This is a genomic window from Xenorhabdus anantnagensis (genome assembly GCF_028598555.1).
Classification (GTDB): Bacteria; Pseudomonadota; Gammaproteobacteria; order Enterobacterales; family Enterobacteriaceae; genus Xenorhabdus; species Xenorhabdus anantnagensis.
Window position 1 is genome coordinate 149,852 of sequence record NZ_JAQRFN010000002.1, and the last position, 26,276, is coordinate 176,127.

Here is a 26,276-nt window from a genome sequence, read left to right on the forward strand (position 1 = left end):
AGTGAAAGTTTATTTGGTTGGCGGCGCCGTTCGCGATCAATTATTGGGCCTCCCCGTCACCGAACGGGACTGGGTTGTCGTCGGGGGCAATCCAGAGGCTCTTCTGTCTCTGGGGTATCAACAAGTCGGGAAAGATTTCCCCGTTTTCCTGCACCCTAAGACCCATGAAGAGTACGCGCTGGCACGCACAGAAAGAAAATCAGGTCAGGGATATACTGGTTTTACCTGTTATGCCGCTCCCGATGTGACACTGGAAGAAGATCTACTGCGCCGTGATTTAACGATTAACGCCATTGCACAAACGCCCAAAGGTGAATTAATCGATCCTTATCATGGTGCCAATGATCTCAAAAACCGTATCTTACGCCATGTATCCACCGCGTTTTCAGAAGATCCATTACGTGTGCTGCGTTTGGCTCGTTTTGCTGCCCGCTTTGCCCATTTAGACTTTTCAATTGCACCAGAAACACAAGTACTCATTGCAGAAATGGTCGCGGGTGGTGAATTGTCATCATTGACTCCTGAGCGTGTTTGGCGGGAAACTGAAAAAGCGCTCACTTCACAATCACCACAAGTCTATTTTCAGATTCTACGTGATTGCGGGGCCTTAGCCGTACTCTTTCCTGAGATCGATAACTTATTTGGGGTTCCTTTGCTTGAACATAATCCCGGGCTGCATTCATTACAGGTTTTGCGAATATCCACCCAATTGAGCGAAGAAATAGATATTCGGTTCGCCTCCCTATGTTGCCATGTCGCAATGACACCGCTGAAACAAATGTGCGAACGACTGCGCATTCCCAACTCGGCACGCGACTTGGCCACGATTGTGACGCAATATCACCATTGCGTACATACCGCAGAACAATTGCCTCCAGAAGCCCTACAGACCTTGTTTAATGCCTTGGATGTCTGGCGCAAGCCTCAGCGCATTGAACAGCTAATTACCTGTAGTAATGCGATCTATAGTAAGGCAATCTATAGTAAGGCAATCTATAGTGAAGCAACCTGTAACGAAGCAAGTAACCGTGGATATACAGGGGCAGAAACTTCACCCTACCCACAAGGTGATTATTTGCGTGAAGTGTTTGCCATTGCCAGTCAAGTAAACGTCCAAGAAGTGATTGCCCGTGGATTTCAGGGCGCTGAAATTCGTACTGAATTGGAACGTCAACGACACATTGCCATCGCAGATTGGAAACAACGATCGATTTATTAAGACAACAGTCGATTTATTAAGACAACAGTCGATTTATTAAGACAACAATAGATTAATTAAGTTAACCAATTCATTAACTCAAGCGTCCCGGATAATTAATCTAATTGGGACGCTTTTTAATGCAGTCAGCCAAAGAGCACGCCAATCAGCTTGCACTCCGTTCAATCACTACACCGACACTTCTTGCTTGTGCAACCGCGCCCGGTTTACTGACTTTCACCCTTACCCAAGGTGAATCAAATTGGGTCAGCAAAATATTCGCTACTTCTTCTGCGACCCGCTCGACCAAGGCAAAATGTTGGTTAGCCACATGATTAATGATGGATTCACTAACCTTGGCATAATCCAGACAATGCTCAACATTATCGCTGGATGAGGCTCGTTTGTTATCCCATCCCATTTCGATATCGAACACTAATTTCTGTTTAATAGTTTGTTCCCAGTCATAAACGCCAATAGTGGTGATGACTGTTAATTCTTCAATAAATACGATATCCATCACGACCTTTTCCCCGTTTTTCCGTTCGCCAGATACCACTTCCGACGAAATATGCGTATTATCCATTGTTAGACTTAAGAAAACGACCCTTATTCATTGGAGATATCTTATGAGTGCTATCGCGCTTGGCATGATCGTCTTCGCGTACTTGTGTGGCTCTATATCCAGCGCGATATTGATCAGCCGTTTGGCAGGGCTTCCCGATCCCCGTCAACATGGTTCCGGCAATCCAGGGGCAACCAATGTACTGCGCATCGGTGGTAAGTGTGCTGCATTGGCAGTACTGGTTTGTGATGTTCTAAAAGGGCTGATACCTGTTTGGCTGGCATATAAACTCAACATTTCCCCATTGTATTTAGGCATTATCGCCATTGCCGCCTGTCTGGGGCATATTTATCCTCTCTTCTTCCATTTCAAAGGGGGAAAAGGTGTGGCAACGGCTTTCGGTGCCATTGCTGCCATCGGTTGGGATCTGACGGGATTGATCACGGGAACATGGTTGCTGACAGTGCTGTTAAGCGGCTACTCTTCATTGGGTGCCATCGTCAGCGCATTAATTGCACCTTTCTACGTCTGGTGGTTCAAACCTGAATTCACTTTTCCCGTCGCAATGCTGTCATGTCTGGTACTCATGCGTCATCACGATAATATTCAACGTCTGTGGCGGGGACAGGAAAGCCGTATCTGGCAGAAACTGAAAAAGAAACAGGAAATGACAGATAAAGAGAAAATTCAGGCAACTAAAGAACAAGAGCAACAAAACGACTGAGAACAATGGCTTTATTTCAATTTTATTGTGAAAGATACTACACTTTTTAATAATTGATTAATTTCCACTCATTAAAGGAATTGGATTAACGCGGCAAAAAACCAAATAACCTATGAGAGAGACCTTATGAAAGCACTTGTTTATCGTGGAGCAGGCGAAAAGCGTTGGGAAGAAAAAGCCCCCCCTCAACTTATTGAGTCAACCGATGCAATCGTCCGCATTATCAAAACCACCATTTGCGGAACAGATCTACATATCCTCAAAGGGGATGTTCCAACTGTAGATGCAGGACGAATATTGGGTCATGAAGGAATTGGGATAGTCGAGTCTGTTGGAGAATCTGTCCATAATATCAAAGTGGGCGATAAAGTGATTATCTCCTGCATCACAGTTTGTGGTCGTTGTCGTTATTGTAAACGTCAGCTTTATTCCCATTGTGAAGATGGCGGTTGGATACTTGGACATAAGATCGATGGCACGCAGGCTGAAAAAGTGCGTATTCCCCATGCAGATAACAGCCTGCACCGTCTGCCGGAAGGCGTCAATGAAGATGCGGCATTAATGCTCAGTGACATACTGCCTACGGGTCTTGAGATCGGTGTCATCAGTGGCAGGGTGCAACCGGGTAATACTATCGCCTTGGTCGGCGCAGGCCCTGTAGGGCTTTCTGCTTTACTGGCATCGCAGTTCTATTCACCAGCCCATATCATCATGATTGATACCGATGATAACCGCCTTCGTGTCGCACAACAGCTTGGCGCAAATACCATCATCAATCCAACACGTCAAAACGCGGTAGAAGAAATTCAAAAACTCACTGATGGCATCGGTGTGGATGTCGCGATTGAGTGTGTAGGTATCCCTGCAACATTCAAGATCTGCCAAGATATCATTACCGCTGGTGGATATATCGCTAACGTTGGTGTTCACGGAAAATCCGTTGAGTTGCACTTAGAAGATCTTTGGATCAAGAACATCACCATTACAACAGGATTGGTAAACACAAGCAGTACACCTATGCTGCTGAAAAGCGTCCAATCCGGCAAAATTTCACCTGAAAAGCTGGTAACTCATCGCTATTCGCTGAGTGAAATTGAAACCGCCTATGAAGTTTTTGGCAACGCTGCAAAGGAACAAGCCCTGAAGATTGTTCTGACGGCAGAATAAACAAAGGGATAATCAGGTATCACGCAATTTGAATATACATCTTCCCTTTAATCAGATAATTAAAAGGCTGAGTACCAAATAGCACTCAGCCCATATCAAACAGCATATTTTTTATTATTTTTGCAGAGCAGGAAGATCCGCCAACGGCCAACGTGCTTTCACCGTTACACCCAATTCACCGGCAGTTCCTCCTTGCAAACGGATCATACCAGCCAACGCGATCATTGCCCCATTATCAGTACAGAATTCAGGTCGGGCATAGAAAACTTCGCCTCCCAGCTTTTCCATCACTTCTTGCATCTTGGTACGCAATGTTTGGTTTGCACTAACTCCGCCCGCCATCACCAAACGTTTGAATCCCGTCTGTTCCAAGGCGCGTTTACACTTAATCGCCAACGTATCCACAACCGCATCTTCAAATGCACGGGCAATATCTGCTTTGGTTTGCTCATCCTCAGCCATATCATGACCATGAATGTTATTGCGGATCGTATTGGCTGCGAACGTTTTCAGGCCTGAGAAGCTGAAATCCAGCCCCGGACGATCTGTCATCGGACGCGGAAAGACAAAACGCCCCACCTTGCCCAGCTGTGCCATACGGGCAAGAACCGGCCCCCCCGGATAATCCAATCCGAGCAATTTTGCTGTTTTGTCAAAAGCCTCGCCCGCCGCATCATCAATGGATTCACCGAGCAATTTGTATTCACCGATACCCGTCACGCTAATAAGCTGGGTATGACCGCCTGAAACCAGTAAGGCAACAAAAGGAAACTCAGGCGTGTTTTCTTCCAGCATCGGTGCCAGCAAATGGCCTTCCATATGATGTACGGGAATAGCAGGCACACCCCATGCAAATGCCAGGGAACGTCCGATTGTTGCCCCAACCAGCAAGGCTCCAACCAATCCCGGCCCCGCTGTGTAAGCAACGGCATCTATATCTTTACTCGTCAGGCCCGCTTCCTTCAAAGCCGCCTGAATCAAAGGAACTGTCTTACGAATGTGGTCACGGGACGCCAGTTCAGGTACTACACCGCCATAATCAGCATGTAGCTTGACCTGACTGTATAATTGATTGGCTAGCAGACCGATTTTGTCGTCATAAATTGCGATTCCGGTTTCATCGCAGGACGTTTCTATACCTAAAACTCGCATTGCACTATTTGTCTCGTTGTTTTACGTCTCGTTGTTTGGTCACTATACACATTCGTATTTCTTCCAACGGGCGCCAGTGTAACATTATCTATTTATACAGCTCTAATCTATTTCTGCACCTCTAATCTATTTATGTACCTCTAATCTATTTATGTACCTCTAATCTATTTATGTACCTCTATGCTTAAATCCCTTGCCGATAGCCACTTTACTATCAACATTCTCATCACCGAGTCCATTACATGCTGGCTATTTTTTCTGATTAGTCTATAATCAATCTCCTACTTGAATATTCTGTGTGGTTAATGTTAATGACGCCGATACCAGATTGCTTGTTTTGCGTACAAAAAAGCATCCTGTAACCCATGGCGTTATCGGTTTCAATTTGCCTCGGCACTTTACAAAGCCGTGTTCATTGAAGTAAAATTCCGCACCATTTTAAAGACGGCTGGCACTATCACGCCAGCGACAAACCCGATTTCTATTGAGGTGAGAGGCACATGCCAGTAATTAAAGTACGTGAAAACGAGCCATTTGACGTAGCACTGCGTCGCTTTAAGCGTTCTTGCGAAAAAGCAGGCGTATTAGCAGAAGTTCGTCGTCGTGAGTTTTATGAAAAACCAACGACTGAGCGCAAGCGCGCTAAAGCTTCTGCTGTTAAGCGTCATGCTAAAAAGCTAGCTCGCGAAAACGCACGCCGCACTCGTTTGTACTAATCTTTGCGGTCAATCCGCTTAGTGGTTGTATTAACAAACTACTGCAATTAAAGGCCGTGCTTTCCCAAAGGAAGCGCGGCTTATTCTCGTTCATCAACAGGCGTAAAAGGGCTTATGGCTGGACGAATTCCACGCGCATTTATCAATGACTTATTAGCAAGAACCGATATCATTGATTTGATCGATGTTAGGGTGCCTCTGAAAAAGAAAGGTAAAAATCATCAAGCGTGCTGTCCTTTTCATAACGAAAAAACCCCTTCATTCACTGTTAATGGTGATAAGCAGTTTTATCATTGCTTCGGTTGCGGAGCGCATGGCAATGTCATTGATTTTTTGATGAATTATGACAGGTTGGATTTTGTCGAATCCATTGAAGAACTGGCTGCAATGCATGGGCTGGAAGTTCCCTACGAAGCAGGCTCCGGCGGCGGTCAAATCGAACGTCACCAAAGGCAAAATCTTTACCAACTGATGGATAAGCTCAATAGCTTCTATCAGAATTCACTGAATACCCCTGGCACTCAATCAGCCCGACAATATTTGGCTCAACGTGGGCTCAGTGAAGAAATCATCCATCGTTTCGCCATTGGTTTTGCGCCTGCGGGATGGGATAACGTCCTAAAGCGGTTTGCCCATAATGAGGAAGATCGCAAACAGTTAAACGATGCGGGAATGCTGGTCACGAACGACAATGGCCGCACTTATGATCGTTTCCGCGAACGTGTGATGTTCCCCATTCGCGATCGTCGCGGTCGTGTGGTTGCATTCGGCGGCAGAGTACTGGGAGATGCACTTCCCAAATATTTAAACTCGCCGGAAACAGAAATATTTCATAAAGGCCGCCAGTTATATGGTCTTTATGAGGCACAACAAAGCCACAGTACGCCTACAAGGCTATTAGTAGTTGAAGGTTATATGGATGTTGTTGCGCTGGCCCAATTTGGCATTGACTATGCTGTGGCTTCGCTAGGAACGTCCACGACAGCCGAACATGTTCAGTTGCTTTTCAGGACAACCGATAGCATCATTTGTTGTTACGATGGTGACCGTGCGGGTCGTGATGCTGCATGGCGTACATTGGAAACGGCGTTGCCTTACCTGAATGATGGTCGGCAATTACGTTTTATGTTCTTGCCTGATGGCGAAGATCCTGATTCACTGATTCGCAAAGAAGGACGGGAAGCATTCGAGCAAAGAACAGAAAAGGCGCTGACCTTATCTTCATTTTTATTCGAATCACTATTGCCACAGGTTGATTTAAGTAACCCTGAAGGAGCGACTAAGCTCAGTTCGCTAGCCATGCCACTGATCAGTCAGATTCCAGGAGAAGTACTGCGGCTTTACCTGCTTAAAGAGCTTGGAAACCTGTTGGGTACTCCTGATACAACACAATTGGAACGATTTCTGGCAAAACTTGTCAAAAAAGATACCAATGCTTATCAGGCGCTAAAACTGAAACCTACAACAATGCGTATTCTTATTGCATTGCTGGTGCAAAACCCACATTTAGCGACATTAGTTCCTCCACTACAGGGAATGTTTTCTACTCAAATAGCAGGATTGCCATTATTCATAGAGCTTGTTGACACGTGCCTTGCCCAACCCGGCTTAACCACTGGGCAACTGTTAGAGCAATATCGCGATAATAAATATGCTAAACAGCTTGAAAAACTCGCTGCATGGAACGATATACAGATAGAAGAGATTGCTGAAAAAACGTTTAGCGATGCACTGAATCATCTTTTCGCGTCAGCACTTGATGAACGTTTTAACTTTCTGATTGCTAAAGAGAGAACTGAAGGTCTAACACCAGAAGAGCGCGAAGAAGTCCAGTTAATTACGATTTCTGGCGCGAGGAAATAAGAATCTGTCTCAGCAAGGCTATTTACTTCAAGACTACATTATTTGAAGGCTATATTACTTGGCTTACTTACACTATGGGTTTGTATCCGTAATATGGCTTGATAAAAATATCGCTAATGAAAATATAACTTGGCGAAAATATAGCTTGGTAAAAATATAGCTTGGTGAAACAGGTTCTATACCCAATGGGTTTCAAGATGCGTCGCGATGGTAAGGGAGTGAATTCCCGAGAGCATAGATAACTATGTAGCCGGGGTGAGTGAGCGTAGCCAACAAAGAGGCAGCTTGACCTAAAATCGCAGACACAGAATTCACGGCTTAAATGCCGCATTAGGTAGGGTAAATAGCCCTACAATTGCCGCAATTGAGGGCAGCGGCAATACAATGAAAACATCCTCAAATGTTATTGTTGGCATATTTGTTTTGCCGACCGACACCAACCAATACTCTGAAGTGTGGATACCGTCTTATGGAGCAAAACCCGCAGTCACAGCTAAAGCTACTTGTCACCCGAGGTAAGGAGCAAGGCTATTTGACCTATGCTGAGGTCAATGACCATCTGCCGGAAGATATCGTCGATTCTGATCAGATAGAAGATATCATCCAAATGATCAATGACATGGGCATCCAGGTAATGGAAGAAGCACCTGATGCCGATGATCTCATGTTGGCAGAAAACACAAACGACACAGATGAAGACGCAGCGGAAGCAGCCGCACAAGTGTTATCTAGTGTCGAGTCAGAAATCGGTCGTACCACTGATCCGGTTCGCATGTACATGCGTGAAATGGGTACGGTTGAGCTCCTGACTCGCGAAGGTGAGATTGACATTGCAAAGCGCATTGAAGATGGCATCAACCAAGTACAGTGCTCCGTTGCTGAATACCCTGAAGCGATTACTTACCTGCTGGAGCAGTACGACCGTGTTGAATCCGGCGAGAGTCGTCTGTCCGATTTGATCACGGGTTTCGTTGATCCTAACGCAGAAGAAGATCTTGCACCAACAGCCACTCACGTTGGCTCAGAACTTCCTCAGGAAGAACTTGACAACAATGATGACGATGAAGATGACGAAGAGCGTGATGATGATGCTGACAGCGAAGATGATAACAGCATTGATCCAGAATTAGCTCGTCAGAAATTCCTGGAACTGCGTGAGCAATATGAACTGACTCGCCAGTCAATCAAAGCTCACGGTCGTAGTCATACTAATACCGCAGCAGAAATATTGACTTTATCTGAAGTATTCAAACAGTTCCGTCTGGTACCAAAACAGTTTGATTATCTGGTCAACAACATGCGTTCCATGATGGATCGTGTACGTCTTCAAGAACGTCAGATCATGAAGATGTGTGTTGAGCAGTGCAAAATGCCGAAGAAAAACTTCATTACTCTGTTCTCTGGCAATGAAACAAGTGAGACATGGTTTACCGCTGCAAAAGCAATGAACAAACCATGGTCTGACAAATTGCTGGAAGTTGAAGAAGAAGTTATGCGTAGCCTGCAAAAGTTATGTCAGATCGAAGAAGAGACTGGCATGACCATTGAACAGGTCAAAGACATCAACCGTCGCATGTCAATTGGTGAAGCGAAAGCCCGCCGAGCGAAGAAAGAAATGGTTGAGGCCAACCTGCGTCTGGTTATTTCGATTGCGAAGAAATATACCAACCGTGGTCTGCAATTCCTCGATTTGATTCAGGAAGGTAATATCGGTCTGATGAAAGCGGTTGATAAATTTGAATACCGTCGTGGTTACAAATTCTCAACTTACGCGACATGGTGGATCCGTCAGGCAATTACTCGTTCTATCGCAGATCAGGCACGCACCATCCGTATCCCAGTACATATGATTGAGACCATCAACAAACTCAATCGTATTTCCCGCCAGATGTTGCAGGAAATGGGTCGTGAACCTTCACCGGAAGAGCTGGCAGAACGCATGTTGATGCCTGAAGACAAGATCCGCAAGGTACTGAAAATTGCCAAAGAGCCAATCTCCATGGAAACCCCTGTGGGTGATGATGAAGATTCACATCTGGGCGATTTTATCGAGGATACCACTCTCGAACTGCCGCTGGATTCAGCAACTTCAGAAAGCCTGCGCTCAGCAACTCACGATGTGCTGGCAGGTCTGACTGCACGTGAAGCTAAAGTTCTGCGTATGCGTTTTGGCATCGATATGAACACTGACCATACTCTGGAAGAAGTGGGTAAACAATTTGATGTAACCCGCGAGCGTATTCGTCAGATTGAAGCAAAAGCACTACGTAAACTGCGCCATCCGAGCCGTTCCGAAGTACTGCGCAGCTTCCTTGATGACTAATCAACGAACTTGCTGATAAATCTAAAAAGCGTCTGTTTCGGCAGACGTTTTTTTATTATTCACGGATAAATCCCCGATATTCAAACAATGGCTTAAATCCGATACGCTGATACAACCCATTACCATCACGAGAGGCATCCAAATAGCACGCAGTTACACCATATTGTTTAGCATCATTCAACACATGATTGATCAACGCAGAGGCATATCCCCTTTTCTGTTTCTCCACCAACGTACTAATTTCATCAAAACGAACAATATTATCTAATCTTGATAAAGTTAAAGAACAGACTGGCTGACCATCGACATACAAAACATAATGTTGCAGATCTTTTCCTGCATCCAAAGCCGCCTGATGGCATTTTTGGTACTGCCCAGAAATGGAATCACCAGTCTCAAACGCACTTTCCATCGGGATTGCCCAATCATCCAAACAGTGGTTAACACACCGAATGTCATATTCCATAACTGATACATCGCTCATCTGCCAATTTACCAAATCAAGTTGCATGGCTGTCGTTATGCTATCAGCATCAAACACAAACCCTGCCTGCTGAATCACCGCTAAAATTTGACTATTTGGCTCTACGGCAGCAACAATCGCAAAAGGAACGTAAGTTTTCTCATCCAGCAATTGAATCCCTTTTTGTAGATCCTCTGCGGTCTGTTGATTAACATCAGTCACCAACAAAAAATTCAATGAATGTGTTTCAACACCAGTCACATAGGCTCGAACACTTTCACTGATATACTGAGACATTTGGCTAATAGATGAAAAAAAGTGATCTTCTATTTGGTGATGAGCCCAAATGGCTGCCGATAAATTATTTTTTTTCATATTGACTTACCAAAATATTTTGATGAAAAGTAATAATAATGGTTGAAAATCAATGAAAAACACAAAATTACACTGACAAAATTTTATTGGACAAATTATGAACGAAACACGGTAAACAATCAGAAATATTTGTCATAAAAGCAAACAACATCACTAAAAAAGATTTCAGATTACTTCCAATAAGCTGAGATACGTTAAAATATACTGATTATTGTATATAAAACACGCATATGAATTTTGGGGACTAGACCTAAGACCAAACTGTACCGTATAATCTCCCCACTTTAACGGCCCCTTAGCTCAGTGGTTAGAGCAGGCGACTCATAATCGCTTGGTCGCTGGTTCAAGTCCAGCAGGGGCCACCAGAATTATCAAGAGGTTGCATCAAAATGCGACCCCTTAGTTTTTTCTAGGATAACCATAGGATACCTTCTGGCAGTAGCATGAGGTATAACCAATTAACACCGCTACGGTAATGAACCGTTTTCGTATTCCTCTCCGTAATACTTATCACATTCCCTGAACATTATGACACCCAGCTTTCTGCTTCCCTAACCGCCACTTGAAATACAAAAAAGCCAAGAGTGCTGGATTTTGCCAATGGCGGGGTTACTTTAACCGATTGGTTTATCTGACTCGGTAAGCGAGCCAGTATAAATGCTTAATTTTTTCGCTATATCCCATTAAACGCCTTAAGTCGCTGCTGCTGGTCTTCACTTAATACCACAACTACAGGCAAAGTAAGGACAGAGCGGCTTGTTCCTAATACCGACAGAATGCGGGAGAGTTATTTTGGGTAGAAAATAACAGAAGGAGCGTGAAAAACCGCCCCAATGAAGTGCCTCGAAAGTTAGGTATCCAGCTAATGCAAATGTTATTTATTCTAATCTATACCATCCCATTAACATAATATAACCATTGGTAATATCGATTATTTCCCTGTAGCCAGTACTTGATGTTGTTCCAGAAACAGTATGGTGATGGGCACCAATATTTACAGAATGGGCATGATTGCCCAAAGTATCTGTATATGCAACTTTTTCATTATATTTATAGGTAGCTCCACGAATTACTACTCCTTTCGGAATATACCCTCCCCATATAGGTTCCTGACTTTGATCATATGATAACGCCGTAGCATGCTTATGATCACCTGCAACACTGGTTGATTTTATTCCATAATCAAATGAATCTGTTGTAGCTGAAAATGAGTGATTATGAGGAGGGAGTTGCGAAGCTTTCAATGTGATAGTGTCATTTCCTCCTATTGATAAAATGTCGGAACCATCTAAAGCTCCCAGTCTGATAGTTTTATTTTCGCCAATATATTTCCAGACTGTGTCAGGGAATAGGATATTTGGATCTTTACTTTGAGCAAAAAATGTAACAATCCCAACAGGATATAATATATCAATAGTTACAGCATGTTTTTCCCGTTCTAACGCCAATTCATCTTCAGATAACGTTTTTATTGTGCGCTTCTTATTTTGAATGCTCATATTGATTCCTCATGTATTAACAACGTACATTGCTAGTTAAGCCAAAGAGGTTTAATTGGAAATATCTTTGGCAATATGAGGCGGTGGGATACTTCTCCGCCTGTGAACATCAATAAAATCAGTTCATCAATACTGGAGAGTACGGTTGGGCTAAATTCAGCTGGTTAATATTTGGTAAGTTGTATACTTTGATAGCAGAATGGCACAAAATAACAGATGGTAAATAATAAAATTTATCAAATAACTGATAACACTTGATGCTATAAAGGTGAGATATTCTATAAAGATGGTTGAAATACCAACCATCATAGTTCATTGATTATTAATAATTTCTTCTCAGTAATAGAAGCAAGTAAAGTCCATGAATTAATTAACCCGAATTCCGCTTAAGCCATCACTGGAAAATCGTCTTCTGAGTAGAAATTTTTAAGTGATGGCTTTTTCAATTTAAGGCAGTAAGCAATCACACCCCCTAAAACAGTTAACAGAAATCCTTTTATACTTCGGTGGCGCGAGTGTTCTATTTGAGAAATGATTTTTAATTGTCCATTAATTGTCTCAATGATAAAACGCCTTGATAACATTATCTTATCCCACTCAGCCAGCACACGCGCTTTCATATTTCGGCGCTTTTGGGTGATGAAAGTGATCCCCGTTTTAGCTAAATCGTCAGCCAGCTCTTGGCTGAGATAACCTTTATCACCATAAAGAGAACCCGTTAATTCTTTTGTTAATTCGCGAACAGGTTCTCGATCATCCACATTACCCGCCGTCACTTTAAGTGCCAAAATTTCCCCCTGATGGTTTATAATCAGGTGCAATTTGAACCCGTAAAACCAACCCATTGAGGTTTTTCCTCGTTGCGCTATCCCTTCAAAGACTTTATGGTGGGGAATACGGATGTTATGACAAACGCGCAAACGCGTGGAATCAATAAAAGCAATGCCTGTGGGTTTTCCTTTTAATTGAGTCAGATAACTGCATAGTGGCATCAAAACCAAAGGGGCAACACTGATAAAACGGGGATAACTGAGCAAAGCGGGAAAATCGTTGTGATGATATTTCCAAATCTGCGCCAGATAAAAATGTTTAAAATCACGGTAATGTGACAGATGAAAGAGGATCAAAATGGTCATGATTTCACTGGGATACATGCGACCTTGTCGGCGACGTAGACGGTATCCGTTATCAAGGCAAAACTGCGTCCACTGAGGGATGAAAAAACGGCAAAAATCGTCGACATCGCAGAAAATTTCAACTAAGTTATTCATAGCCTGTTCCTCCCCGGAGCTGTTTTCGGCTTTCACCAAAACTTTGCTCCCGGAACAGGCTTCTCGTCAATTTCTTATCCAGAATTCGGGTTAATTAAATGCCGTCAAAGTTAGCCAATCGTTGTTGCTGTTCTACGCTTAAGGTAAATGCAAACTCTTCATGCTCAATCTGCCATGTGCCAAAGCTCATCAGAAACGCAATTGCAGCGTCTATTTTATTCGCGGATTTCTTCTTGTTTGGTTTGATATTGGCATTTGCATCCATTTTCATCACTACATTGGACATCGCCCGGATCGCCGATATGACGAATGACTTTGCGATTAACGAACACGTTTAAAAAGACTGAATCGAAAGACAATTGGCTATTCCAAATCAGAAGAGATACATGACAAGGTGATAGGGAGTTTCATCGAACATGAATACTATTCTTTATAGGGTGATCTAACTATTGGCGTCATGACCGTTTTTTCATGGTGTAGGTTTTATCAAATTCGCTTACTTTTGTAAACATTGTTCCACGAGTTACGCCATACAATGTTATTTTTATTTCTCCGGGTATCATAGGTGCTCTATTAATTATAATATTATTGTAATTTCCTCGAATTTCCTTTTCTTCTCCTCTTTGTACTATGGTTCTATATGAATTCCATTGTAGTTCAGAATTATCAGGAGTGATTTCTACATGTACCGATTCTTTCATAATATTCATATTACTCATAAGGATTGATGTTTGTATGATTTATTTACAAAGGCATTAGGCAAATGATTTGATTTAGGTAAAACATGGGATAATGGACTACTACACCCATACAGGAAGAAGAATAAACAAAGTAAATATTTTTTTACTTGGATTCATATAATAAGTGCAACATCGTTATGAACGAAGTAAACGAGTGGATATTCCTTTGAATAACTCATTTGGTGTTTTGTAATCTCGTGTTTTACGAGGGCGTTTATTTAATCTATTTGCTACGAGGTTTATCTCCAGCTCTGATACCTTATTAAAATCGGTCCCTTTTGGGAAGTAATCTCTGATTAATCCATTGGTATTCTCATTTATTGCTCTTTCCCAGGGTGAATAAGGGTGGGCAAAATAAATCTTTGTCTCTAAATTTTTACTGATAAATTCGTGTTCGGCAAATTCTAATCCGTTATCAAAAGTGATGGTTCTAATCTTTTTTTTTATATTTGATAAATTCCTTATCGCCGCTTTTGCAACACCTTCCGCTGTTTTATCTTCAAGTTTAATTATGATAGTGAATAGCGATTTTCGTTCAACTAATGTTAATAATGCACTTTTATGATCTTTTCCAACGATAGTATCGCCTTCCCAATCACCGATACGTTGCTTGCTATCAACAACTTTGGGGCGCTTATCAATACTGATTCTGTTTTTTTATTTTTCCTCTACGCTCATAACTTCCATACCGTTTGCGATAGGGCTTTTTCGCAATCCTAAGATGTTGCCATAAATCACCACCATTATTTTTATCGTTATAAATCAATCGATAAACCGTTTCATGGTGTAAAGATATTATCTCTTCCCTCTTGAGATAACCGACGGTTTGTTCAGGACTTAAATCTTGCCAAATTAACTGCTTAATCCACTTTGCTATCTCTGGCGTGACTTTAACTGCTTTTGCGGCACAATGGCGACGTTCTGATGGTTTGCGCTGAGCCTGTTTAGGACAATATTTCTGCGCTTCCCGATTTCTTCTTAATTCCCTGCTAATCGTTGATGGATCTAGATTGAGCGATTTTGCAATAAAACATTGTGTCAAACCCGCTTCTTTTAAACTGAAAATCTGATATCTTTCTGTTTCGGTCAGTTGCATATAGGCCATAGCGCATAATGAGCAACTGTCTTTCGCTTTAAACCATGTGGAATGATTCATCCCACGATTTATTTGTTTTTATCATTGCATTGAGAATGACCAGTAACTTACGCATACAAGCAATGATGGCGACTTTATTGGGTTTGCCTGCAACTATCAACCTGTTGTAGAAAGCACAAAGTACAGGATTAAATCTAATGGCCGTTAACGTAGCCATATACAGCATTCGGCGCACCATTGCTCTTCCTCCGAAGATCGTTCGTTTTCCCCGGAAAAATCCAGAATCCCGATTAAACGGTGCAACACCAATTAAGGCGCTAATTTCCCTGCGTGTTAACTTACCCAGCTCCGGCACATCTGCAATCAAAGTGGCTATTGTGGCAGGCCCAACGCCTTTCACTGTGGATAATAAATCGAGTTTGGGACGATGATAAGTTTTGATATGTTTAGACAATGCAGATTCAATGGCTTTAAGCTGTTCCTGCATGAAGTTGATCATCAAAGTGATACTTTCTCGAACTTCTGGATGGCAATTCCCCAACCTTTGACGTTCCGAGATGGAAAGTGCAACCAATTGGCGACGACGTGTGATCATGGCTTGCAGCACTCGTTGCTGAGCAGAGGGTAATATCCTGGCTATTTTATCCCGGTCTGCTCGTTGAGACAAAACCAGAGCTAACTGTGCCAGCACCAGAGCATCTATTTTATCCGTTTTGGCTAAGTGACCCATTGCTTTAGCAAAGTCACGGGCTTGCCGGGGATTGACGATAGCAATAGCCAGTCCGATGGCCTGTAAAGCACAGGCGGCAGGCATCTCGTAACCACCAGTGGCTTCTAATACAACTAAATCAATCGCATAGTTCGCTAGTGCAACCGTCAGTTCTTCATGGCCTTCAGGGGTATTTGGAAATGTCATCATGGTTCCCTGAACACCAAAGGCAACATCAAGTGAAGCTTTGGCAACATCAATACCAACATAAATTATTTCAGTCATGGTTCTTCGGCTCCCATTCTTGCCAATGCGAATTTTATTTCAAGCAACTGTTCGGGTTTCTCGAAGAAAAGTCACAATCATGCGTCGAAAGCTCATTAACGGGCTTAATCCCTTGATGGTTATCTGACTGCATGATTGTTGCCAATCTCACTTAACCATCATAAACCAGATTAAAGATACAAGATGGTCACCCTCACCCTGTAGGCGTAAGTTGACAGGGTGATTATCTTTGATAAAAGGCCATCATCATGAACACCATCACACTTATTGGTATCGATCTCGGCAAGCATTCCTTTCACATCCATTGCCAGGATAAATAAGGAAAAGCACTCTTACGTAAAAAGTTTACACGAAATAAATTGATGGAGTTTCTAGCCGGAAGCCCTTCTGCAACCGTTGTGATGGAAGCCTGTGCTGGTGCTCATTTCATGGCAAGGCGGATTGCTGATTTGGGGCATGAAGCCAAGCTGATTTCTCCGCAGTTTGTCCGCCCCTTTGTCAAAAGTAACAAAAATGACTTTATTGACGCCGAAGCCATCTGTGAAGCTGCCTCACGGCCTTCAATGCGTTTTGTTCAGCCCAGAACTGAAGCCCAACAAGCTATGCGAGCCCTACATCGTGTCCGGGAATCGCTGATCCGGGATAAAGTCAAAACCACCAATCAGATGCAGGCTTTCTTGCTTGAGTTTGGCATTAGCATGCCCAAGGGGATTACCGTTATAAAACGTCTCTCCACTGTTTTGGTCGAACAGACACTCCCACCCTATCTGGTACAGGTATTACTGCGGCTACAGGCACATTATCACTATCTGGTTGAGCAAATCTCCGAGATTGAAACCTCCCTGTCACAGGAGATCACTCAGGATGATACGGGACAACGGCTGATGACTATTCCCGGTATTGGTCCCATCACAGCGAGCGTGCTTTCCTCACAATTGGGAGATGGAAAACAATACGCATGCAGCCGGGATTTTGCGGCATCGACAGGTTTGGTTCCCCGCCAGTACAGTACCGGGGGAAAAACAACCTTATTGGGTATCAGTAAGCGGGGTAACAAGACACTCCGGCAACTTTTGGTACTCTGCGCCCGGTCATTTATGCAACATATCGAGCACAGGCAGGGAAAACTGGCTGATTGGGTTAAGCAGCAACTTGAACGAAAGCATTCTAATATTGTGGCCTGTGCATTGGCCAATAAACTCGCCCGGATAGCGTGGGCCATTACGACACAACACACAGTATTTGATGCCTGAATCTGACATGTTGTATGTTGTGAACAAATTTAAACGTTACCTCACTGGTTTTGCGAAGGACTAATAATTGATGACATGAACGGCCTATCGGCCTGATGATAAATCTAAAAAGGAAAGAGGCTCTTTGAAGCCGAGCGCATTTTAAGGTTCATCAGGTGCGAAACTCATCGAGGCGCGGGTATTCTTACCTATATGACGCCGGATAGATTTAAGCAAGCCAACCATTCATCAAAAATTAGTATTGCAAAAAGGAGGGTGACCATAGATTTCCTTTGGCGAGAAAGATGCCTACTATAGCAACTGACCGAAACAGAAAGATATCAGATTTTCAGTTTAAAAGAAGCGGGTTTGACACAATGTTTTATTGCAAAATCGCTCAATCGAGATCCATCAACGATTAGCAGGGAATTAAGAAGAAATCGGGAAGCGCAGAAATATTGTCCTAAACAGTCTCAGCGCAAAGCATCAGAACGTCGCCATTGTGCCGCAAAAGCAGTTAAAGTCACGCCAGAGATAGCAAAGTGTATTAAGCAGTTAATTTGGCAAGATTTAAGTCCTGAACAAACCGTCGGTTATCTCAAGAGGGAAGAGATAATATCTTTACATCATGAAACGGTTTATCGATTGATTTATAACGATAAAAATAATGGTGGTGATTTATGGCAACATCTTAGGATTGCGAAAAAGCCCTATCGCAAACGGTATGGAAGTTATGAGCGTAGAGGAAAAATAAAAAACAGAATCAGTATTGATAAGCGCCCCAAAATTGTTGATAGCAAGCAACGTATTGGTGATTGGGAAGGCGATACTATCGTTGGAAAAGATCATAAAAGTGCATTATTAACATTAGTTGAACGAAAATCGCTATTCACTATCATAATTAAACTTGAAGATAAAACAGCGGAAGGTGTTGCAAAAGCGGCGATAAGGAATTTATCAAATATAAAACAAAAGATTAGAACCATCACTTTTGATAACGGATTAGAATTTGCCGAACACGAATTTATCAGTAAAAATTTAGAGACAAAGATTTATTTTGCCCACCCTTATTCACCCTGGGAAAGAGCAATAAATGAGAATACCAATGGATTAATCAGAGATTACTTCCCAAAAGGGACCGATTTTAATAAGGTATCAGAGCTGGAGATAAACCTCGTAGCAAATAGATTAAATAAACGCCCTCGTAAAACACGGGATTACAAAACACCAAATGAGTTATTCAAAGGAATATCCACTCGTTTACTTCGTTCATAACGATGTTGCACTTATTATGTGAATCCAAGAAATATAATTTAATACTAAAAAAAGCGCCAAGGGGAAACAATGGCGCCAAATGTAACAAATATACTCAGGTGAAATTAGATATCATGTCATCGTATTATTAAATATTGGAATTAAAATCAATATTGATTATAGAGACATGATAATTTTATTTAAAAACATTCATAGAGCAATTAATATAAATAAAACCCCAAAATAGTCGAATGTTTCTTTCTCAGTATGAGGAGGAAGAAGGTTCATGAGTTTTAGTGTGTCATGATTATGAAATTTTATTTAGTTAATTTAAAGAATTGCAATGATAAATTAATTAAAATAGCATGTTATTTATACTCTCATATGCATTGTTTTGTGACTGAATAACAGATTCATTTCCTAGCGCTAATCCTTCAGAAAAAATATATTCAATATCGGTAATGCCAATAAAGTTAAGAATAAGATTCATATATGGCGTTAGTAAATCAGATGGAGTATCTTTGTATATTCCACCACGCGTAGTTAATATTATAGCCTTTTTGCCTTTTATTAATCCTTGAGAACCTAATTTAGTATAACAAAACGTAACACCAGCACGAATTACGAAGTCAAAATAGTTTTTTAACTGGGTTGGAATATGAAAGTTATACATGGGAGCAGCAATAACAATTAAATCATGCTCTTTTAACTCTAATATCAGTGAATTGGATAAATTTAATGCTTTTTTCTGTCGTTCTGTTAACTCAATATCATTTTTACATAATGCATCTAATAACTCATTATCAAGAACTGGAACTTGATTTTTAGCTAGGTTTCTAATGGTGATGGTATTTTCTGAATTTTCATTCAGCCATTTCTCGATAAAATAGTCTACCATTTTATTACTATTAGAGTGTTTATCTAGAATACTAGATTTAAGTATAAGAGCCTTTCCCATCTTTTATTACCTCATGTGGAATTTTTAATGTTATATTGTAAAATAAAAAACACTTAATTTAATAAAATGTTAAATAATTTCCCAATCAAATTTTTTATGTTTCTACGATTTTAATTAGTTTTTCACTATATCATGTACATTTTATGTAATTCATTAAATTCTGTCCATTTGGAAATGTCTTAATTAGTGATTTGCGTTCCTATCTTTATAATTTTGTAGAAGATGAAGATTCTAAAAAACTATTTATCTATCAACCCTTGCTTTTAAGGTTTATTCTAATCTATTGTGAAATATTGAACCATTAACATCCCGGAAAAAATAAATATCATCCCTAAAGTTTTTCCTAGATTTATTTCTTTAATAGGCAATCCCATTAATCCAAAATGATCAATCAATACAGATATAATAATCTGGCCCGCTATAACACAAATAATAAAATTAGTTGATCCTAATTTTGGTACTAAGATAAGAGCTGCTGTAATATATATTACCCCGGCAATACCACCAAACCAAGACCATATTGGCAAATTTACTGCCTGATCAATCTGTGGTGTTGGTACTCTCATGGCTAACAAAACTGGAATAACAGCCAGCAAACTAACTAAAAGTGACACTACTGTTCCCCATAGAGGATGTCCTAAACCACGACCTAACGCAGCGTTAGCACTAGCTTGCAATGGAACTACAGCCCCAGCAAGAATTGCACTACATGCAAAAATGGTGCTTGATATTGAAATAGGTGACATCATTGATATTACCTCAAATTAACATTTAATTATGTACTTTGTGTTTAGCTAACAATTAGTTAACTCTAAAACTCAATAAATCTGACGATGTGTATTTATTTACCTATCTCTATTTTATTTATTAATCGGGCGGCAGTTTACATCGTCATCGAATCCAGATTTCATGCGGATTTCAGCCACATAAACTCCGATCTAAATCCCCCACATTCCACGGATTAATATAATGATTTGCTATCATAACGAACCAGCCTTTTGAAGTAAAATTTGTATATATGCTTAACTTGAATAAAAAACTTAACTAATAGATAGATAAAATCATTAAGTGCATAGTAATTATCGACCATCTATGAAATTAATTGAAATTATTTTTTTTATACACAATTATTCAATTTATGAATACTGCTTACCTAATAATAATTTTTTCAGTCTTACTCTGTCAGGATATAGGGAGAAAACGCAAACGGATATCGGTGTCAATTTGAACGATTTCAACTAATTTGAAATATGGAGAAAGTTCCAGAGATTCTGGATATACATTAGCAATCATTGGCCGGGCTTGATCTCCAAGTAACCTTGGGGATATGTAAACGAGTAGTTCATCAATTAGCCCTTTTTTTAGTAGAGAACCTGTCAAAACAGAACCAGCTTCAACAAAAACATCATTTATCCCCCGATTGCCTAAGTCTTCTAATACCTTTTTAAGATTAATTTGATTATTACAAGTATCAATACTCATTCTGTTGATATGGGAAGGTAATTTTATCTCTTCAGCTTCTGAGCGATGGACAATGAGTGTAGGAGCTATTTTATCAAGTACATTAGCCTCAAGAGGTATGCGGAGTTGGCTATCTAGGATGACACGAAGAGGTGCTAAACCAGTATCATGAGATGTACGAGCTGTTAGCTGTGGATTATCGGCCAATACTGTTCCAATACCTGTTAGAATTGCACAACTGCTTAATCTCCATTGGTGGACATCTTCTCTTGATTTTGCAGATGTAATCCATTTTGAGCGGCCGTCAGCTAGTGCTGTTCGACCATCTAAGCTCATCCCTATTTTAGCTCTTACCCAAGGACGTCCTCTACGGACTCTTGATAGAAAACCGCAGTTAAGTTCTTCTGCCTCTTTTCGCATAAGGCCAACTTCAACATTAATACCAGCTTTGCGTAAACATTCAATTCCTTTTCCATTAACTTGTGGGTAGGGATCTTCGCTGGCGATAACGACACGATTAACACCTGCATTAATAAGGGCATCACAACAAGGAGGGGTTTTACCATGATGTGCGCATGGTTCCAATGTAACATAAGCGGTTGAGCCATGAGCTAGTGAGCCAGCCTGATAAAGTGCATTTATTTCAGCATGTGGTGTTCCTGCTCGTATATGCCAGCCTTCACCAATAATGGTATTTTCTCGAACTAAAACACAGCCAACTTTCGGATTAGGGCGAGCGGTGTAACGACCTTTTTCTGCCAGTTCCAATGCGCGACGCATATATAATTCATCAGAAAGAGTATTAGACATATTTGGTTCTCTTGTTATAAATAAGCACTGCGTGGCGTGCAGACATTTTTTATTCTTAACTAAAATCATGTCCTGTAGGCGTGGTCAGCAACAGTTTTGACGCAGGCCTTATTGTCTTTAGATTTGATGTACCAGCAGTGGTAGAGATTTATTTTTAGGATTTTTAATACACCCCTCAGGGGAGAAATTAATACCGCCTTCTATAAAAGGCGGGTTTTTACTGATTAGGCACTAATTTCAATTGAATACAGATTTCCGTCATAAGAACTAGCAACAAACTTTCTTTCTTTTGATGAATAAGTAATGCAAGAAATGCCACTTGTTGTCGGTTTACTTTCTGAAATCCATTTACGCTTCTGTAAATCAAATAAAGCTATAGTTCCGCCATAACTTCCAGTTGCGATAATTTGTTGATCGTCAGAAGTCGATATGCATTTTACTGAATGATGGTGAGGCGTTTCGTATACTTCGGCTTTATCAGATTGCCATATCCGAAGTTTTAGATCTCGACCTACACTAGCAAACCCTCCATCAATAGACGAACAGTCATTAGAAATTCGTTCATGGGCTTTTTCGATGTAAGAATGCAATTCAAAATTATCAATGCTATGGAATGCCGCGGCAGCTGTCGCACACACACTGAATAGGTATGTATCGTTAGCAGACAGTCCTTTGATTGCATTGTCATGTAGGTGTATTTCTTTCAAGAAATGTATTGCGCCATATTCATCAATGTTAAAGATTAAAGCTTCACCGGTGTAAGTGCCTATAGCTACATGCTGATACCCACTACGAGTAAAAGTAGTACCACAGTTGAGTGGGGAACGATGTTGATAAATCAATTCACCGCTAACAGTATCAAAGAGCTGTCCCATTTGGCCACCTGTAAGTATTTTTTGTCCACATGGCAGAAGAAAATTACAGAGGCTACCAATGGCAGTACTAGGTTTACCATTAACGAATAAAGTACCAGCATCACCAATTGAATAAGTATTCTTGCCGTATATTGTCACCGAATTAAGGCTAACCGCTTGTTCAATACCGTCAATATCCCAAGTATTTAGGTGATGATTCCAAATCGCATATGCTGACCCAAAAGTGACAAAAGCAACGCGTTCTTCGCCAAGAAAAGCACAGCTTCTAGGCCATATGAGGCTAGGTAAAGAACTTTCAGCAATCTTCTTAAGTTTCCCATCAATAAATTTCCATAGAATGACGGAGCGATCATAACTGAGACTAATTAGACATTGTGTCTGCTCATCCCATACGACCCGCTTAATACCTGCTAAGTGGGCTTGCATAGTACGTTTGTTGGTATTATCAATAACAATCAGTTTGCCTTCATCATCGCCCGCAAAGATTATTCCGCTATGAGTTAAAGCAATAGTATCGGTTTCCACACCATTAAGATCGATGCATTCAATCTCAATGCCTTTGATAGTATCCCAACGACGAATGGTGCCGTCATCACTACTCGAGACTAAAGTAGTTCCATCTACACTCCAGCTAACAGAAATAACATCAGCATTGTGTCCTTGTAAAATATGTTGACATTGACCATTATCTACCCTAAATAATCGGATGCTTTTATCTCGTGAACAGGTAGCAACAAGATCACTGCTCGGATTAAAAACAGCCATTTCTACGTCATCTTCATGACCTAATAATGCTGCCTTTAACCGCATGGTTGGGACTTCCCAAATTCGAGCGCTATAATCGCTACTTGCACTTACTAACCAACGACCATCAGGGCTGAATGAACACTGATTAGCTAAATGGTCATGATAAACACGATGTAATGCTTGTTTATTTTTGGCATCCCAAAGGATAACTTGATTATCGTAACCTGCAGTCGCTAAGTAACGTTCTTGAAAAGATGCAATACCACTTATTGGGGAAAAGTGTTTCATTGTTGTTATAACCTTATTTAGGCAGATAGCATTAGTTTGATAGCGTGATTTTTTTTGTTGGCTTTAGCCATAAGGTAGTGTTGATTATGTTTGGTAATGTAGACACCAGTAGGTATGACTTTATCTACCTGTATGCCACATTTCTGTAATGTCACGACTTTTTCTGGATTATTCGTCATTAATTGACAATGTGTTATACCAAGGGCATGTAGCATACTTGCTGCAATAGAGAAATCTCGTCCATCTTCAGGGAAATTAAGTTGTGTATTGGCTTCGAAAGTGTCTAATCCTTTATCTTGTAAGCGATAAGCATCCAATTTAGAGTACAACCCAATACCGCGACCTTCTTGGCGTAAGTACAACAATACCCCGCCTTCGTCACATATTTGCTGTAGAGCTTCTTGTAATTGAGCACCGCAATCACAACGATGTGAGCCAAAAATATCTCCGGTTAGACATTCTGAGTGAATTCGGACTAGTGGAGATTTGTTTTTATATTCTCCCATTACTATTGCAATATGTTCATTTGGTGATGTAAAACCGTCAAATGAGACAAACGAACCAATATGACCTTCTTCAAGAATAGGAATATCAACAGAATTTTTTACACGGCACCTAATCATAATTTATATTTCTTTATTGTTGTTTAATTTAATTGTTTTTTTATTTGCAAAGGTTTTCAGCTAAACGAAAACCCATAACATAAATATTTCTGGGAAATTTTCCATGGCGGCGAGTATTTCTGGCAAGATCTCGAAAACGAGAATAACTTCCTCCCCGAGCTACTCGATGTTTACCTTGAACATTAACTAAATCATCTTGTACAGCAACACCCTCCGGATAAGCTTCATAGTCTTCAGCAACATATTCTTCGACATTACCTGCCATATCTAAACAACCAAAAGGTGAAGCACCACAAGAGAACATCCCAACTGGTGTTGTGGTAAATATTCCACTTTCTGCTGTATTGGCGTGATCTGGCAGAAACTGATTTCCCCACGGAAATTGCAGATTATTAGGACCCGCTGCCGCATATTCCCACTCGGCTTCATGAGGTAACCGGAAAATTCGTCCCGTTTTTTCTGTTAGCCACTGACAATAGCAATCAGCATCTTCAGCCGTAATACCATTAACGGGGTGATTAGCAAATTCAAAAGGGTAGCGTCCTAAAAACCAGGTATCTGGTAAACGGCTCTCACCACTATCTTGTAAAAAGGTCATATATTCAAAATGAGTAACAGGATATTTACCAATTCTATAAGGATTTAAATTAACATGATGACGAGGGATTTCTTTTATTATCCATTCACGATCTAAATTTAAATCAGCCAGTGCAACCATAGTAGAATCTAAGTCATCAAGAGATAACCCAATATTAATATCTCCTCCGGGAATATCTATCATTTCTGGTGCAATTGGATCCAATCGTGGGTCCCCTGCATATGAAAGTAATTGCCCAGATGTGTAACGATATTCTAATGGAAAATCTGTGCTTTCAATAATGCTTAACCAGTGGTCTATATTTTCCTTTGATAGTTTTTTAAATTCTGCTAAGGTTAATTTTAAATTCCTAGTTGGAAGGTAATTTTCTTGCAATCCCAATAGCTTTCTATCACTTAAGCATGGAGATGCTTTTTCTAAGTAGCATGGTGAATGAAAATGCTTCATACTTATTAATTAATTTAAATTTCCAGTTGTCATTTTATATAATAAGGTAAATGTTAAATTCAGTACTCACAAGTAAGACCTGTTTGCAGGCAATTACCCTGAAAAGTATTCCAGAATCCTTCTGGATAAGATTTTATATCACTATCTAAAAGTAGTGGTTTTCTCCATTCAGAATTTTTGAACCCGGCTTTTTCTAGTGCGCGTTGGTAATCTTCACGGCTCCATCGATAAAATGTGAAAGAACTCGGTGGGTTAGTAACAAACTCAGCAGAGTGGCGAAAACCACCGTTCCAGCATTCTTCACTAAGAACATTGACGCCATAGATATCAAAGTTCCCCATTTTCAATTGGAAATCAGGGTCAACAGTGTAAGCAATTAATTTTCCAGATGGTTTTATATTATCTGCAATAACACGGAACATAGCTTCAAGATCATCTAATGATTCGGCATTGTTGAATAACCAAGCAGCAACAACAATATCGAATTTTCCGAATGATTCCATGGTGCAAACGTTTCGAACATGAAACTCAAGATTGTCGCCATATTGGTCTGATTTTTCCCTAGCGAGTTTTATCATTTTTTCTGAAATATCTACACCAATCACTTTGGAAGCACCGCGGTGCCATAGTTCTCGACCAAAATAACCATATCCACAAGCTAAATCTAGAACAGATTTTCCATTGATATCACCGATCATATCGAATATCGTTCTGACTTCTATTTTACGTTGGGCAACTGTATCCGTAAATTCTTCGAAAAATTCTCCTATAGAATCATATATAATTTTCTTTTTCATTATTTAATCCTGATAATAAATTAAATGTTTTTGTCAATGT

Annotated in this window: 21 protein-coding genes, 1 tRNA gene and 4 pseudogenes; 10 read left to right on the forward strand and 16 right to left on the reverse strand. The window is 40.8% G+C overall.

The annotated features are described in order from the left end of the window. Position 1 precedes the first annotated feature (1 nt). Positions 2–1,219 carry a multifunctional CCA addition/repair protein gene (locus PSI14_RS02255; RefSeq protein WP_273574215.1) on the forward strand — a complete coding sequence of 406 codons (1,218 nt, stop codon included), beginning with the start codon at positions 2–4 and terminating at the stop codon, positions 1,217–1,219. Between the two features lie 145 nt (positions 1,220–1,364). On the opposite strand, the gene folB is transcribed toward PSI14_RS02255, so the two are convergent. Beyond that, positions 1,365–1,718 (reverse strand): bifunctional dihydroneopterin aldolase/7,8-dihydroneopterin epimerase, encoded by a 354-nt coding sequence (folB, locus tag PSI14_RS02260; protein ID WP_273574354.1) that lies wholly within the window; start codon positions 1,716–1,718, stop codon positions 1,365–1,367. 109 nt (positions 1,719–1,827) lie between these two features. On the opposite strand from folB, the gene plsY reads away from it, so the two are divergent. Together plsY and PSI14_RS02270 are read left to right on the forward strand one after the other, a co-directional pair. Next, positions 1,828–2,487 (forward strand): glycerol-3-phosphate 1-O-acyltransferase PlsY, encoded by a 660-nt coding sequence (gene plsY, locus PSI14_RS02265; RefSeq protein ID WP_273574216.1) that lies wholly within the window; start codon positions 1,828–1,830, stop codon positions 2,485–2,487. A 126-nt stretch (positions 2,488–2,613) separates the two neighbouring features. Continuing rightward, a complete protein-coding gene (locus PSI14_RS02270) occupies positions 2,614–3,654 on the forward strand; it encodes a zinc-dependent alcohol dehydrogenase family protein (protein WP_273574217.1) in 1,041 nt (346 codons plus the stop codon). Between the two features lie 114 nt (positions 3,655–3,768). Here PSI14_RS02270 and tsaD read toward each other — a convergent pair whose 3' ends face one another. After that, positions 3,769–4,806 (reverse strand): tRNA (adenosine(37)-N6)-threonylcarbamoyltransferase complex transferase subunit TsaD, encoded by a 1,038-nt coding sequence (tsaD, locus tag PSI14_RS02275; protein WP_273574218.1) that lies wholly within the window; start codon positions 4,804–4,806, stop codon positions 3,769–3,771. Positions 4,807–5,306: 500 nt separating this feature from the next. Here tsaD and rpsU point away from each other — a divergent pair, with 500 nt between their 5' ends. The 3 genes from rpsU (at position 5,307) to rpoD (ending at position 9,708) form a co-directional block, all read left to right on the forward strand. After that, complete coding sequence (rpsU, locus tag PSI14_RS02280; protein WP_001144069.1) at positions 5,307–5,522, forward strand: 30S ribosomal protein S21; 216 nt, start codon at positions 5,307–5,309, stop codon at positions 5,520–5,522. Positions 5,523–5,636: 114 nt separating this feature from the next. Further along, positions 5,637–7,385, forward strand: a complete 1,749-nt coding sequence (dnaG, locus tag PSI14_RS02285; RefSeq protein ID WP_273574219.1) for a DNA primase — start codon at positions 5,637–5,639, stop codon at positions 7,383–7,385. A 469-nt stretch (positions 7,386–7,854) separates the two neighbouring features. Further along, positions 7,855–9,708: an RNA polymerase sigma factor RpoD gene (gene rpoD, locus PSI14_RS02290; protein ID WP_273574220.1), complete on the forward strand. Its 1,854-nt coding sequence runs from the start codon at positions 7,855–7,857 to the stop codon at positions 9,706–9,708. 55 nt (positions 9,709–9,763) lie between these two features. Here the strand turns inward: rpoD and PSI14_RS02295 are convergent, their stop codons facing one another. Then, a complete protein-coding gene (locus PSI14_RS02295) occupies positions 9,764–10,546 on the reverse strand; it encodes a GNAT family N-acetyltransferase (protein WP_273574221.1) in 783 nt (260 codons plus the stop codon). A 289-nt stretch (positions 10,547–10,835) separates the two neighbouring features. Here PSI14_RS02295 and PSI14_RS02300 point away from each other — a divergent pair. Then, a tRNA-Ile gene (locus tag PSI14_RS02300) sits at positions 10,836–10,911 on the forward strand. 513 nt (positions 10,912–11,424) lie between these two features. Here the strand turns inward: PSI14_RS02300 and PSI14_RS02305 are convergent. The 3 genes and pseudogenes from PSI14_RS02305 to PSI14_RS02315 form a co-directional block, all read right to left on the reverse strand. Beyond that, positions 11,425–12,045: a phage baseplate protein gene (locus PSI14_RS02305; protein ID WP_273574222.1), complete on the reverse strand. Its 621-nt coding sequence runs from the start codon at positions 12,043–12,045 to the stop codon at positions 11,425–11,427. Between the two features lie 386 nt (positions 12,046–12,431). After that, complete coding sequence (locus tag PSI14_RS02310; protein ID WP_273574223.1) at positions 12,432–13,316, reverse strand: IS982 family transposase; 885 nt, start codon at positions 13,314–13,316, stop codon at positions 12,432–12,434. Positions 13,317–13,410: 94 nt separating this feature from the next. Beyond that, positions 13,411–13,648 (reverse strand): annotated as a pseudogene (locus PSI14_RS02315) (terminase TerL endonuclease subunit); the annotation flags it as partial. Between PSI14_RS02315 and PSI14_RS02320 the strand changes: the two are divergent. Further along, positions 13,642–13,752: pseudogene (locus PSI14_RS02320) on the forward strand (IS1 family transposase); the annotation flags it as partial. The pseudogenes PSI14_RS02315 and PSI14_RS02320 sit on opposite strands and share 7 nt — an antisense overlap. A gap of 19 nt (positions 13,753–13,771) precedes the next feature. Here PSI14_RS02320 and PSI14_RS02325 read toward each other — a convergent pair. The 3 genes and pseudogenes from PSI14_RS02325 to PSI14_RS02335 form a co-directional block, all read right to left on the reverse strand. Further along, positions 13,772–14,026 carry a hypothetical protein gene (locus tag PSI14_RS02325; protein ID WP_273574224.1) on the reverse strand — a complete coding sequence of 85 codons (255 nt, stop codon included), beginning with the start codon at positions 14,024–14,026 and terminating at the stop codon, positions 13,772–13,774. A 165-nt stretch (positions 14,027–14,191) separates the two neighbouring features. Then, a pseudogene (locus tag PSI14_RS02330) lies at positions 14,192–15,161 on the reverse strand (IS30 family transposase). A gap of 28 nt (positions 15,162–15,189) precedes the next feature. Then, the gene (locus tag PSI14_RS02335) at positions 15,190–16,146 is read right to left on the reverse strand and encodes an IS110 family RNA-guided transposase (protein ID WP_273574225.1); all 957 of its coding nucleotides are present in this window, start codon (positions 16,144–16,146) and stop codon (positions 15,190–15,192) included. A gap of 248 nt (positions 16,147–16,394) precedes the next feature. Between PSI14_RS02335 and PSI14_RS02340 the strand changes: the two are divergent. Both PSI14_RS02340 and PSI14_RS02345 read left to right on the forward strand, forming a co-directional pair. Next, a pseudogene (locus PSI14_RS02340) lies at positions 16,395–17,399 on the forward strand (IS110 family RNA-guided transposase). Positions 17,400–17,699: 300 nt separating this feature from the next. Then, positions 17,700–18,653 carry an IS30 family transposase gene (locus PSI14_RS02345; RefSeq protein WP_273574355.1) on the forward strand — a complete coding sequence of 318 codons (954 nt, stop codon included), beginning with the start codon at positions 17,700–17,702 and terminating at the stop codon, positions 18,651–18,653. A 334-nt stretch (positions 18,654–18,987) separates the two neighbouring features. Here PSI14_RS02345 and PSI14_RS02350 read toward each other — a convergent pair whose 3' ends face one another. The 7 genes from PSI14_RS02350 to PSI14_RS02380 form a co-directional block, all read right to left on the reverse strand. Continuing rightward, a complete protein-coding gene (locus PSI14_RS02350) occupies positions 18,988–19,590 on the reverse strand; it encodes an FMN-dependent NADH-azoreductase (protein ID WP_273574226.1) in 603 nt (200 codons plus the stop codon). 275 nt (positions 19,591–19,865) lie between these two features. Continuing rightward, positions 19,866–20,339 (reverse strand): DMT family transporter, encoded by a 474-nt coding sequence (locus PSI14_RS02355; RefSeq protein WP_273574227.1) that lies wholly within the window; start codon positions 20,337–20,339, stop codon positions 19,866–19,868. 433 nt (positions 20,340–20,772) lie between these two features. Further along, positions 20,773–21,861: a bifunctional diaminohydroxyphosphoribosylaminopyrimidine deaminase/5-amino-6-(5-phosphoribosylamino)uracil reductase RibD gene (ribD, locus tag PSI14_RS02360; RefSeq protein ID WP_273574228.1), complete on the reverse strand. Its 1,089-nt coding sequence runs from the start codon at positions 21,859–21,861 to the stop codon at positions 20,773–20,775. A 224-nt stretch (positions 21,862–22,085) separates the two neighbouring features. Then, positions 22,086–23,771, reverse strand: coding sequence for a WD40 repeat domain-containing protein (locus tag PSI14_RS02365; RefSeq protein WP_273574229.1), 1,686 nt, complete (start codon positions 23,769–23,771; stop codon positions 22,086–22,088). A 17-nt stretch (positions 23,772–23,788) separates the two neighbouring features. Next, entirely contained in the window at positions 23,789–24,394 is a 606-nt protein-coding gene (ribA, locus tag PSI14_RS02370) for a GTP cyclohydrolase II (RefSeq protein ID WP_273574230.1), read from the reverse strand. 40 nt (positions 24,395–24,434) lie between these two features. Continuing rightward, complete coding sequence (locus PSI14_RS02375; RefSeq protein WP_273574231.1) at positions 24,435–25,373, reverse strand: formylglycine-generating enzyme family protein; 939 nt, start codon at positions 25,371–25,373, stop codon at positions 24,435–24,437. A 125-nt stretch (positions 25,374–25,498) separates the two neighbouring features. Then, entirely contained in the window at positions 25,499–26,236 is a 738-nt protein-coding gene (locus PSI14_RS02380) for a class I SAM-dependent DNA methyltransferase (RefSeq protein WP_273574232.1), read from the reverse strand. Between the last annotated feature and the right edge of the window lie 40 nt (positions 26,237–26,276).

Bases quoted from the DNA above. Each gene is read 5' to 3' on its own strand.
- folB (WP_273574354.1), bottom strand. From the start codon at position 1,718: ATGGATATCGTATTTATTGAAGAATTAACAGTCATCACCACTATTGGC.
- plsY (WP_273574216.1), top strand. From the start codon at position 1,828: ATGAGTGCTATCGCGCTTGGCATGATCGTCTTCGCGTACTTGTGTGGC.
- PSI14_RS02270 (WP_273574217.1), top strand. From the start codon at position 2,614: ATGAAAGCACTTGTTTATCGTGGAGCAGGCGAAAAGCGTTGGGAAGAA.
- tsaD (WP_273574218.1), bottom strand. From the start codon at position 4,806: ATGCGAGTTTTAGGTATAGAAACGTCCTGCGATGAAACCGGAATCGCA.
- rpsU (WP_001144069.1), top strand. From the start codon at position 5,307: ATGCCAGTAATTAAAGTACGTGAAAACGAGCCATTTGACGTAGCACTG.
- dnaG (WP_273574219.1), top strand. From the start codon at position 5,637: ATGGCTGGACGAATTCCACGCGCATTTATCAATGACTTATTAGCAAGA.
- rpoD (WP_273574220.1), top strand. From the start codon at position 7,855: ATGGAGCAAAACCCGCAGTCACAGCTAAAGCTACTTGTCACCCGAGGT.
- PSI14_RS02295 (WP_273574221.1), bottom strand. From the start codon at position 10,546: ATGAAAAAAAATAATTTATCGGCAGCCATTTGGGCTCATCACCAAATA.
- PSI14_RS02305 (WP_273574222.1), bottom strand. From the start codon at position 12,045: ATGAGCATTCAAAATAAGAAGCGCACAATAAAAACGTTATCTGAAGAT.
- PSI14_RS02310 (WP_273574223.1), bottom strand. From the start codon at position 13,316: ATGAATAACTTAGTTGAAATTTTCTGCGATGTCGACGATTTTTGCCGT.
- PSI14_RS02325 (WP_273574224.1), bottom strand. From the start codon at position 14,026: ATGAATATTATGAAAGAATCGGTACATGTAGAAATCACTCCTGATAAT.
- PSI14_RS02335 (WP_273574225.1), bottom strand. From the start codon at position 16,146: ATGACTGAAATAATTTATGTTGGTATTGATGTTGCCAAAGCTTCACTT.
- PSI14_RS02350 (WP_273574226.1), bottom strand. From the start codon at position 19,590: ATGGGAAAGGCTCTTATACTTAAATCTAGTATTCTAGATAAACACTCT.
- PSI14_RS02355 (WP_273574227.1), bottom strand. From the start codon at position 20,339: ATGATGTCACCTATTTCAATATCAAGCACCATTTTTGCATGTAGTGCA.
- ribD (WP_273574228.1), bottom strand. From the start codon at position 21,861: ATGTCTAATACTCTTTCTGATGAATTATATATGCGTCGCGCATTGGAA.
- PSI14_RS02365 (WP_273574229.1), bottom strand. From the start codon at position 23,771: ATGAAACACTTTTCCCCAATAAGTGGTATTGCATCTTTTCAAGAACGT.
- ribA (WP_273574230.1), bottom strand. From the start codon at position 24,394: ATGATTAGGTGCCGTGTAAAAAATTCTGTTGATATTCCTATTCTTGAA.
- PSI14_RS02380 (WP_273574232.1), bottom strand. From the start codon at position 26,236: ATGAAAAAGAAAATTATATATGATTCTATAGGAGAATTTTTCGAAGAA.